The sequence below is a fragment of the Ottowia thiooxydans DSM 14619 genome (assembly GCF_000422885.1).
GTDB lineage: Bacteria > Pseudomonadota > Gammaproteobacteria > Burkholderiales > Burkholderiaceae_C > Ottowia > Ottowia thiooxydans.
Genome location: NZ_AUGX01000001.1, coordinates 758,864 through 770,067, shown reverse-complemented (window position 1 = coordinate 770,067; position 11,204 = coordinate 758,864). Strand labels below are relative to the sequence as shown.

The 11,204-nt window shown below is 55.5% G+C and carries 8 protein-coding genes; 4 read left to right on the top strand and 4 right to left on the bottom strand.

Annotated elements, in window-relative coordinates:
- Nucleotides 1–446: 446 nt before the first annotated feature.
- Nucleotides 447–1,631 carry an acyl-CoA dehydrogenase gene (locus G518_RS0103705; protein ID WP_028601379.1) on the bottom strand — a complete coding sequence of 395 codons (1,185 nt, stop codon included), beginning with the start codon at nt 1,629–1,631 and terminating at the stop codon, nt 447–449.
- A 105-nt stretch (nt 1,632–1,736) separates the two neighbouring features.
- Between G518_RS0103705 and G518_RS0103700 the strand changes: the two genes are divergently transcribed.
- Nucleotides 1,737–2,630: a LysR family transcriptional regulator gene (locus G518_RS0103700; protein ID WP_028601378.1), complete on the top strand. Its 894-nt coding sequence runs from the start codon at nt 1,737–1,739 to the stop codon at nt 2,628–2,630.
- A gap of 114 nt (nt 2,631–2,744) precedes the next feature.
- On the opposite strand, the gene G518_RS0103695 is transcribed toward G518_RS0103700, so the two are convergent.
- Nucleotides 2,745–5,018, bottom strand: a complete 2,274-nt coding sequence (locus G518_RS0103695) for a hypothetical protein (RefSeq protein WP_156909260.1) — start codon at nt 5,016–5,018, stop codon at nt 2,745–2,747.
- 667 nt (nt 5,019–5,685) lie between these two features.
- On the opposite strand from G518_RS0103695, the gene msrA reads away from it, so the two are divergent.
- Nucleotides 5,686–6,252 (top strand): peptide-methionine (S)-S-oxide reductase MsrA, encoded by a 567-nt coding sequence (msrA, locus tag G518_RS0103690; RefSeq protein ID WP_051235946.1) that lies wholly within the window; start codon nt 5,686–5,688, stop codon nt 6,250–6,252.
- A 60-nt stretch (nt 6,253–6,312) separates the two neighbouring features.
- Here msrA and upp read toward each other — a convergent pair whose 3' ends face one another.
- Together upp and G518_RS0103680 are read right to left on the bottom strand one after the other, a co-directional pair.
- Nucleotides 6,313–6,942 (bottom strand): uracil phosphoribosyltransferase, encoded by a 630-nt coding sequence (upp, locus tag G518_RS0103685; protein WP_028601375.1) that lies wholly within the window; start codon nt 6,940–6,942, stop codon nt 6,313–6,315.
- A gap of 105 nt (nt 6,943–7,047) precedes the next feature.
- On the bottom strand, nt 7,048–8,562 hold the full coding sequence (locus tag G518_RS0103680) for a helicase HerA-like domain-containing protein (protein WP_028601374.1): 1,515 nt from the start codon (nt 8,560–8,562) through the stop codon (nt 7,048–7,050).
- A gap of 298 nt (nt 8,563–8,860) precedes the next feature.
- Between G518_RS0103680 and G518_RS0103675 the strand changes: the two genes are divergently transcribed.
- A complete protein-coding gene (locus G518_RS0103675) occupies nt 8,861–9,586 on the top strand; it encodes a YebC/PmpR family DNA-binding transcriptional regulator (protein WP_028601373.1) in 726 nt (241 codons plus the stop codon).
- A 15-nt stretch (nt 9,587–9,601) separates the two neighbouring features.
- The gene (gene purD / locus G518_RS0103670; protein ID WP_028601372.1) at nt 9,602–10,894 is read left to right on the top strand and encodes a phosphoribosylamine--glycine ligase; all 1,293 of its coding nucleotides are present in this window, start codon (nt 9,602–9,604) and stop codon (nt 10,892–10,894) included.
- Nucleotides 10,895–11,204 lie beyond the last annotated feature (310 nt).

Genomic DNA, 11,204 nt, shown 5'->3' with positions numbered 1-11,204 from the left:
AAATTACCTTCTGCTTTTGCCTTGAGGTCGGAGGCCGGGAATTGCGCCCGGCGGCGCACCTACTTGTTCTTTGCTTCGCCACCGGAGCGCCGGCCGAAGAAATGTAGGCAAAAGAAAGGCGACCCCACCGGACGCGTCCCTGCGCTGCGCTTCGGGCAACTTGCGATGCTCAGTCAAGGGGCGGTGCAGCCGAACTCACTGCGTTCACTTCGTTCTCTACGTTCAAACAGCGGCTGCAAGCTAGATCACGAAGCAAGAGCATCTTTCAGTGCTCTTGCCCGCCCCTCGCCTTGCGCTTCTCAGCGCGGCCAGAGGGGTGGGATACCCATTCGGGCCATCGCTGCGCTGGGCCCTGAAATTGTCGGTCGCGAGCGAAAAGCTTTATTCGAGCTTTCGCTTGCGAGGGGCGCCCGGCTGCGGAGCAGCCGCGCTTGCCCCCTCGCCAATTAACTAAATGCCGCAATCCCGGTGATCGCACGGCCCAGAATCAGCGCATGCACGTCATGCGTGCCCTCATAGGTATTCACCACTTCCAGGTTCACCAGATGGCGTGCCACGCCATACTCGTCGCTGATGCCGTTGCCGCCCATCATGTCGCGCGCCATACGGGCGATATCCAGTGCCTTACCGCAGCTGTTGCGTTTCAGGATGGAGGTGAGTTCGACCGAAGCCGTGCCTTCATCCTTCATTCTTCCCAAGCGCAGGCAGCCTTGCAGGCCCAGGCTGATGTCGGTCAGCATGTCTGCCAGCTTTTTCTGAATGAGCTGATTGGCAGCCAGTGGGCGGCCAAACTGGTTGCGGTCCAGAACGTATTGGCGAGCACGCAGGTAGCAATCTTCGGCTGCGCCCAAGGCGCCCCATGCAATGCCGTAGCGCGCGCTGTTCAAGCAAGTGAAGGGGCCTTTCAAGCCGCGCACTTCGGGGAATGCGTTTTCATCTGGCACAAAGACTTCATCCATCACAATTTCGCCTGTAATGCTGGCGCGCAAGCCCACTTTGCCGTGCACTGCAGGTGCTGAAAGGCCCTTCCAGCCTTTTTCCAGAATAAAACCGCGGATCTGGCCACCATCGTCTTTAGCCCATACGACGAACACGTCGGCTATGGGCGAATTGGTGATCCACATCTTGGCGCCGCTCAAGGAGTAGCCGCCATCAACCTTCTTGGCGCGGGTGATCATGCTGCCAGGGTCGGAGCCGTGGTTGGGTTCGGTCAGGCCAAAGCAGCCAATCCATTCGCCAGTAGCCAGCTTGGGCAGGTACTTTTTCTTCTGCTGTTCGGTACCGAATTCATTGATGGGCACCATCACCAGCGAGCTTTGCACGCTCATCATGCTCCGGTAGCCGGAATCCACGCGTTCTACTTCACGCGCCACCAGGCCATAGCAAACATAGTTGAGGCCTGAGCCGCCATAAGCTTCCGGAATCGTGGGGCCAAGCAGACCCAACTCGCCCATTTCACGGAAGATCGAGACATCAGTTTGCTCGTTGCGGAAGGCCAACTGCACACGCGGCAGCAGTTTCTCCTGGCAATACGCACGTGCAGCTTCCTGCACCTGGCGTTCGTCTTCGGTCAACTGATCAGTCAGGTTGAAGGGGTCTTGCCAATCGAAGGTGTTCTTGTTGCTAGCCATGCGCAGGTCTCCGGGTAGGGTGATTTGTTAACCACGACATTTTGCCGTTGTTATGAATAGCTGTCTAATATCGGATACCGATCCAAGAATAGGTTTTACGTATCAATGGAGCTGCGCCACCTCCGCTATTTCCTGGCTTTGTCAGAAGAGCTGCACTTTGGCCGTGCCGCTCAGCGGCTGGGCCTGAGCCAACCACCTCTTTCGGTGGCAGTTCAGCAACTTGAAGCTGCGGTTGGAGCGCCCCTCTTCATCCGCAGCAGCCGCGGCGTTCAACTGACCGCCGCCGGGCAGGCCTTTGTGCCTGCTGCACGGGCCGTGTTGGAGCGTGCAGCGCAGGCTTTGGCGGAAGCCCGTGACGTGGCTGTAGGAGAAGCGGGCAGCCTTCGCATCGGGTTTGCGGGCACTATGCTGTACCGCGGGTTGCCTCGCATGCTGCAGCGTTTCCAGGCTGAGCATCCACGGCTGAAAATACTCTTGCGCGAACTAAGCTCAAGCGAGCAACTGCTTGAGCTGCAGCATGATCGGCTCGACGCAGGTTTCGTACACACGACCCAGGTGCCGGCCGGTTTGTCGCAAATCCTGGTGTCTAGCCAAGCCTTCGTGGCTTGCGTATCTGCGGCCCACCCGTTGGCGCGCCAGCGCTCCATTCCTCTACAGGCTTTGGCAGATCAGCCTTTTGCCTTGGTGGCCCGGGCTGTTTCGCCGGATTACCACTCACGGATTTTGATGCTGTGCGGCGCTGCAGGCTTCACCCCTGAGCCCGCGCATGAGCTTCAGCACTGGTTGAGCGTGGTGTCGCTGGTAGGGCAGGGGCTGGCAGTGGCTTTGGTGCCTGCTGCTATGCAGCAAGCCGGGATGGCAGGCGTGGTCTTCTTGCCGGTTAAGGGCACACGAAAGGACTGGCTGCGCTATGAAACGCACTGCCTCTGGAAGGCAGATCAAGACCAGCCGGCATTGGATTTATTTCTCACAGCCGTGCGGCAAGTCGCTGCAACCTGAGGTCTGGGACCGCGTTCATGAACTTTTCACTGCGTCGAGAAGATCATGAATTCGTTCCGAGAGCTTTGAATCACAACGCCGTTGCCGGATTACGATGCCGGGGGCGGAGTTGCCCTATCGCCAGAAGGCCAAGCGGTTCAAGCGGTTAGCACCGAAAAGCTCGGACCAGTCCAGCTTGAACGAACTCCAATCGTCATAGGCCTTCGCATCGTTTTCTACAGATCGTGTTTCTTGATGTGTAGCCGCATTCTTCACGGCTGAACGAGAGCGGGTACGGACTGCTTTGACCGCGGAGAGATTTTCATCTTCGTTCGTGGGGGTGGCCAAAATATTTTCTTCCAGCGGTTCTTCCATTCCGCCAGTTTCGTAGCTCACCGGCGCATTAAATTTTACAGAACCTTCATTATCTTCGCTGTTACCGGGAGTGGTGATTTGGGCAAGAGTGGTTGTCTCTGCTACCGAGATCGTTGGGATATTTGTTAAGTTTGCAACCGACCATGCAGGGCTTGAGGTTAGTCCGTGGGCAAGCTGGGAGATCTGAAGATTATCGTGTGCACTGCCACCTTGCAGAAGTTGCTGTTCGCTCTTGCTCGAATAGAAGATGCCATCCGTATTGACCGAAAGCATCGAAATGTCATCTTCTTCGGAATCAATAAGTATGTTGGACTCTAACGGGCTCAGGAAGATGGCGGATTCTAATGAATTAGCGGAGAAGGGGATTTCTGGTGTACTCGTAGTTAAAGCCATATTCTTCAATGAAGTTGCCGGTGAACTCGAATTCAATGGCATGGACGATGCTACAAATGAGTTTGTGGCATTAGCGAATTGAGAGACATATAAATTCCCGAGATAATTTTCATGTTGAGTGAATGGAATGCTATTTACGACGTCGTCGGAGTCATCAGTTGTTATCATCGAGCGAATGGATGTATCAACTTCTGATGGATTCAGAGAAATGTGAACCTCAGCCCCCTGACGTTTGATCTTGTAGTGATCAGAAAATTTACCCAGCTGCGCGGTTTTCTCAATGATGTTTGATAAAAGAGTGTTTACAGATTGCTCCATTTGGTAGAGATATTTTTTGTTGGCGGCCCCTGCCAAGGTTTTAAGCAATACGCACATATCTGTGATTCCACCATTTACTGCCTCTGTAACGGAATCTGTCTCGATGATCTGATTGCGTTTGCCATCATTAATCAGCTCTATAAACTGATCGTGAAGGGGTTTCAGCACCCCCTTATGGACGTGCTCCTGCCGTAGGGCTCCCTGAGAGTCGTGTGGAGTTTTTTGCGATTTGCTGTCAACGAAATGTAGGGCGTGCCCAGCATTTCTTACCGTAGCAGCGAGCGTACTACTTACCGCTCCAGCCAAGCCGCCGTCTGAGTATTGGTCAGTGAAGGCCGGGCAACCAGCCGCTTCGAATTTAACGAAAAGTTCAGGCCGACCATCCGCCCCCGCTTTTAATTTGTCAAACAGTAGGGCTCCCCCTGGAATGGGCAAGAGAGACCTGTAGTCCTCGATACCCCTCTGATCTGGACAATATCCTCTGGTCGATAAAAAATTTAAAAAATAGTATGAATCGTTGTGGCCCAGGCGCTTGGCAAAATGAGTGGAGGTACGATGGTAGGTGGAGGAGGAGCTATTCAGAAAATCGTAAATTCGATTGTCTGGATCCTTCATGATGAATGACCCTGAAGTGGTCATGTCGCTCATTGTGAAGTCACCTCCATCGCGGCGTTTTACGTCTTGAGAAGCCGCAACACCGAGCATGTACCAGCATAGGGCGCGCACTGTATAAATATTTTTCTCTATAATTTGAGAGTTATTGTTTATATTTATTATTAGATTTGAATTTTTTACGTAACCCGGGCTAAATAAGGCCCTTGCAATGTTCTCCCCAATCGTCAGCTGATCGCGCAGGTTTTTCTGCAGATAAGATGCAAGGCCATCGTTGCGTTGCCCATAGGAAATTATCAAATCTCCAATCGCGTCATTGTGGCTGATGGAGGTTCCCTGAGGTGTTTTCAGGAAATTAATCAAATCCAGGTTGTTCTTTAAATAATCGTTTTCAAAGATCTCTTGGTTTTCTTTGTGCGATTTTGCTGGTGCAGCTACAATATTGCTAACGACGTTGGTAACTAATGACAAACCACGATTCAGATAGTCAAGGTATCCTGGGCGTTCAACGCTGTCGTGCGGAACCGCAGAGTTTTTTATTATGAGGAAATCGTGATCTGACGAGATTTTTTGCTTTGTTGGTGCAAGATTGCTTATTCCAACCGAAACGCTTCTGTTATGTTTTGATTTTTGAGGGGAAATCGAATTTTCATTCGTGAAATTTCCCTTAACGAAAGTATTGGTGACTGGCAGAGCTACTTCTAGTGGCATTGTCTGAAGATCCGGTGAAATGAGTTGTTTGAGTGGGTGCCTTGATCCTGGATGACCTGGAATCGGCTGCCTGAAGGGGATGGCTTTCTTCCTGTGCTGCCTCGTCTCAGCGGACCCCTATCGGATTCGAGTCAACATGACAAGTGTGAGTAACCCGTGCCTACAAAAAAGTTCCAATCTGATGTTGGAAATCAAGAGTTGAAGTTTTCTAAAGTATTCATATGTCTGGGTGTGGTCTGTCCCCGCATGTGCCGTGCCTTTGATGAAAACTTGGCCGTGTGGAGTTGTTTCGTAAGCACCTAGGGAGTCTCTGCGAAACCTATCGCGGATGCCAGGCGCTGGCCGCGGGATGGGCTGCCAGGCGAGTTTTGCAGCCAATAGCTCGTGCTATTGGCAAAAAAATCAACGCAGCAGACCGCCCGGGGGTAGCGATCTGGCGCTGTGAGGGGTTTTGCAGAGGTTCCCTAAAGCCTGTTCAACGCATGCTCGCGGTCCATTGCGCTCGAAAAACCGCGTTTGCAGCGTTGCCTAAGCTGGCCGCAAAAGTACCCGCAATACCAGGAGGTATCCTTGTGCTTTTCGTCGCATGGGCGCATTCCTCGCATCCAAAGCTTTTCGAACACAACGGCCCTCGCACGCAGACGTTGAACAGACTCTTAGGAAAAAAATGGAAGAAACTTCTAACTTCGACAAGCCCGCAGCTTCAGAAACCATCGCGCTGGGCGGAGGTTGCTTCTGGTGCACAGAGGCGGTTTTCAAGGAAGTGCGGGGCGTGACCGATGTGGAGTCGGGTTACAGCAACGGCCAGTCGGCCAGGCCAACCTACGAGCAAGTCTGCACTGGCCGCACTGGCTATGTGGAGGTGGTTCGGCTCCAATACGACCCCGCAGTGATCAGCACCCGGCAGATCCTGGAGATATTCTTTGTGGTGCACGACCCCACGCAACTCAACCGGCAGGGGAACGACGTGGGTACGCAATACCGCAGCGGCATCTACTTCACGACGCCTCTGCAAGAACAGGTGGCCAAGACGCTGATCGCCGAAGCTTCTCGCGATGCCTTATACGACGGTCCCATCGTGACGGAAGTCGTGCCACTTGCCAGCTATTGGCCAGCAGAAGACTACCACCAGGACTTTTTTGAAAACAACCCCACGCAGGGTTACTGCATGGCCGTGGCGGCGCCCAAAGTAGGGAAGTTCCGGAAGACCTTCAAGGAGCTGGCCAAGGGCTGAGCGTTAGCGTCAGGCGATTGCTGAAGGTTCCCTCTGGAACCTCCGAGCATTGAATTCTGGTTATCGCGTACCAAAAATCCGGTCACCGGCATCGCCCAAGCCGGGCACGATGTACCCATGGTCGTTAAGACCACGATCAATGGCTGCAGTGAAGATAGGCACTTCAGGATGCGCCGCATGCAAGGTGAGGATGCCTTCGGGCGCTGCCAGCAGGCACAGGAATTTGATGGAGCGTGGTTGCGCCGATTTGATCTTGGTAATGGCCGCGGCGGCTGAGTTGCCAGTGGCGAGCATGGGATCGACTACCACCACGTCTCGACCTTCCATGCCTGTGGGCATCTTGAAGTAGTACTCAACGGCTTGCAATGTGTCTGGATCTCGGTAAAGCCCCACATGGCCCACGCGTGCATTGGGTACCACGGAAAGCAAGCCGTCCAGCATGCCATTGCCCGCGCGCAAGATAGAGGCAAAGGTCAGCTTTTTGCCATCGATCATGGGGCTCATCATGGTTTCCATGGGCGTCTCGATCTCCACATCGGCCACCGGCATGTCGCGCGTGACTTCATAGGCCATCAGGGCTGCCAACTCATTCAAAAGCGTGCGAAAGCTGTTGCTGCTGGCATCTTTCATGCGCATCAGCGTGAGCTTGTGCTGAACGAGCGGGTGAGTGACGTGATGGACTTGAGACATTTGATTTTTGTGTTTTTCTTGAGTTTGAACAGGATTTTCTCGTGATCGCGCGCGGGATGATTTGCTTAGACGTTGAATAGGCTTTTGGAGGCTTTGAGCAGGCGCTTAGCGCTTGCCGCCAAAGATGCTGCCCAAGACGCCGCGCAGGATTTGTCGCCCTGCGGTGGTACCCATGGTTCGCACGGCTGATTTGGCCATGGTTTGCACCAGACCATCACGTTTGCCGCCGCGGGGGCCGGTGCTGCCGAAGAGGATTTCCTTGGCCATATCCATTGCACCGCCAGATTCGGCCGTGTTGACTGCGCCACCCGAGCCCGCGCTCGAGCCTAGACCCTTGTCGGCCTGGGCGCGTGCCTGCAGCGTCTCGTAAGCGGATTCGCGGTCCACTGCTTTCTCGTATACCCCTGCGACCAGAGAGCTGGCGATGCTGCTTTGCCTTTGGGCCGCGCTGACCGGGCCAATTTGGCTACCCGGTGGGATGACGAACACCCGTTCGGTCACGCTTGGACGGCCTTTTTCGTCCAGGAAGCTTACCAAAGCTTCACCCGTACTCAGCTCAGTGATGGCGGTTTCTATGTCCAGCTTTGGATTGCCGCGCATGGTCTGCGCAGTGGCTTTCACGGCTTTCTGATCGCGAGGGGTGAACGCGCGCAGAGCGTGCTGCACACGGTTGCCCAACTGGGCCAACACGGTGTCCGGCACATCCACCGGGTTTTGAGTAACGAAATAAACGCCTACCCCCTTGGAGCGCACCAACCTGACGACCAACTCAATGCGCTCAAGCAATATTTTGGGTGCATCGTTGAACAGCAGATGCGCTTCGTCGAAGAAGAACAGCATCTTGGGCTTATCCAGATCGCCTACCTCGGGCAGTTGCTCAAACAATTCGGAGAGCATCCAGAGAAGGAAGGTGGCGTACAAGCGGGGCGCCGTGAGCAGTTTGTCAGCCACCAGCACATTGACCACACCCTTGCCGCCAACGGTTTGCATCATGTCCTGGATATTGAGCATGGGCTCGCCGAAGAATTTGTCTCCGCCCTGGCTCTCGATCTGCATCAACCCACGCTGAATGGCGCCAACGCTGGCAGCGCTGATGTTGCCGTATTGGGTGGTGAATTCCTTGCTGTTCTCACCTACGTACTGGAGCATGGCGCGCAGATCTTTTAGATCAAGCAGCAGCAGGCCGTTGTCGTCAGCGATCTTGAACACCAAGTTTAGTACGCCCGATTGCGTTTCGTTCAAATCGAGCATACGGCCCAGCAGCAGCGGCCCCATGTCGGAAATGGTGGCGCGCACAGGGTGGCCTTGCTCACCGAACACGTCCCAGAATGTCACCGGGCAGGCTTGCGAGTCAGGGGCGGGTAGCCCGCGGTCCTTCAGAATCGCAGCCATCTTCTCGCCGATCTGCCCTTTCTGGCTGATGCCGGAAAGGTCGCCTTTTACGTCACTCATGAACACCGGTACCCCGATGTCAGAGAAAGACTCGGCCAGCTTTTGCAGCGTCACCGTCTTACCGGTGCCTGTGGCGCCTGTGATCAGGCCGTGGCGGTTGGCCAAGCTCGACAGGATTGAGCATTCGATCTCGCCGTGCTTGGCGATGAGTAAAGATTGAGCTGACATGCAGGGCCATCACGTTGAAAAACTCCTGCATTCTCTCAATAATGAAGTGGCGCTCTCGCGTTTAAGGACCTTTTTCTCCCTTTTTGGCGCATTTTTATGCCTTCAGCTGTCTTTTCGCCTTCCAGTCACGACTTTTCGAACACAACGGTCCTTGCTCAGAGGTCTTGAATGCGCTTTTAGGCATTGCCGCGTACCGAGAAAAGGGGGCGTTTTATCTTCATCGTGACCATTTGCGCACCCTTGCATCCTGCCAAAACGTAAAATCTCGGTTTAGGCATTCATTTCTAGGGGAATATCTTTGGCCGGCCATAGTAAATGGGCAAACATCCAGCACCGCAAGGGTAGGCAGGACGAGAAGCGCCAGCGAGTCTGGACCCGTGTCGTGCGGGAGATCATGGTGGCTGCGCGTACCGGAGGCGGAGATCCCTCTGCCAACCCCCGTCTGCGCCTGGCCATTGAAAAGGCAAAAGCCGCCAATATGCCGGCGGACATCGTCAAGCGCAACATCGATAAAGCCACCGGCAACCTCGAAGGCGTGAGTTACGAGGAAATTCGCTACGAGGGCTACGGCATCGGCGGCGCAGCCATCATTGTGGACACCATGACCGACAACCGCGTGCGCACCGTGGCGGAGGTTCGGCATGCTTTCAGCAAATACGGCGGCAATATGGGCACTGAAGGCTCGGTGGCTTTTCAGTTCAAGCATGTGGGTCAATTGATCTTTGCGCCTGGTACCAATGAAGACAAGGTCATGGAAGTCGCTTTGGAGGCCGGCGCAGATGACGTCATCGCGGACGAAGAAGGCGCCATTGAGGTACTGACCGACCCTACCGCCTTCGAAGCGGTAAAGAATGCACTGGAGGCCGCAGGCTTGAAGCCTGAATTGGCCGAAGTCACCATGCGCGCCGAAAACACCATCGACCTCACGGGAGACGATGCAGCCAAAATGCAAAAGCTGCTCGACGTGATCGAAGATTTGGACGACGTGCAGGATGTTTTCCACAACGCTGTGATCAACGAGTAAGAGTAAGGCGCTCCCTTGAAAATTCTGGTTATCGGCTCGGGTGGCCGCGAGCACGCCCTGGCTTGGAAGCTTTCGCAATCGCCGAAGGTGCAGCAGGTCTATGTTGCCCCTGGTAACGGCGGCACTGCGCTTTCTCCCACGCTTAAAAACATTCCCATCACCGATCTCGCTGAGTTGCGCGAGTGGGCGTTGGCCGAAAAAATCGCTCTCACCGTGGTGGGCCCCGAGCAGCCGCTCGCTGCTGGGGTGGTCGATGATTTCCGTGCCAACGGCCTGCGCATTTTTGGCCCCACCGCCGCAGCGGCGCAGCTTGAGAGCTCCAAGGCCTTCAGCAAGGACTTCATGCAGCGCCACGGTATTCCTACCGCGCGCTTCGAAACCTTCACTGACCCCACTGCTGCACATGCCTACATCGACAAGATCGGCGCGCCGATTGTCGTGAAGGCTGATGGCCTTGCGGCTGGCAAGGGCGTGGTGGTGGCGCAGACATTGGAGCAGGCGCACGCCGCGGTCGCCGACATGCTGGAATCCAATGCGCTCGGGGTCTCTCATAACGCCGGCTCGGATGGCGTAGCTGTCCCACGCGTGGTGATTGAAGAGTTCCTCCAGGGCGAGGAAGCCAGCTTCATCGTTATGTGTGATGGTAAGAATGTGACTGCCCTGGCCAGCAGCCAGGACCACAAACGCCTCAAAGACAACGACGAAGGCCCCAACACCGGTGGCATGGGTGCTTATTCGCCTGCCCCAGTGGTGACGCCCCAGGTGCATGCCCGCGCCATGCGCGAAATCATCCTGCCCACCATCCGCGGGATGGATAAGGACGGCATTGGGTTTACCGGTTTCCTGTATGCCGGTCTGATGATCGACGAAGAAGGCAAGCCCAAGACGCTGGAATTCAATTGCCGTATGGGCGATCCGGAAACCCAGCCCATCATGATGCGGCTCAAGTCTGATCTGGTCGATGTGATGATGGCCGCCACCTCCGGCAAACTGGACACCGTGGAACTGCAGTGGGATCGCCGCGCGGCGCTAGGCGTTGTCATGGCCGCTGGCGGCTATCCGCTGAGCCCTAAAAAGGGTGATCTGATCTCCGGGCTCCCCAAGCCAGAAGACGATGCCGTGGTTTTTCATGCCGGTACCGTGCTTGAGGGCGAAGAGGTCCGCACTTCAGGTGGCCGTGTGTTGTGCGTTACCGCGCTGGCTGATTCGGTCAAGCAGGCGCAGGCCCGGGCCTACGACGTGTCACGCGGTATTCATTTTGACGGCATGCAGTACCGCCGAGACATCGGTTTTCGTGCTGTTAAATGAACCCCCCTGAGTCGCTTCGCGCCTTCCCCCGAGGGGGACGCAGCCAGCGGCCTGGCAAAGCCAGCTCCGCGGCTGCACTTGCTTGGACTGCTCCGCGTCCTTTTGAGGAGGCGCGTAGCCCGTGGTTTGGCAAAGCCAGCTCCGCGGCTGCACTTGCTTGGACTGCTCCGCGTCCTTTTGAGGAGGTGCGTAGCCCGTGGTTTGGCGAAGTCAGCTCTGCGGCTGCACTTGCTTGGACTGCTCCGCGTCCTTTTGAGAGGGAAACTGTCAGCGGCTTGGCGGGATTAACTGCGCGTTTGCCGGCGTTTGG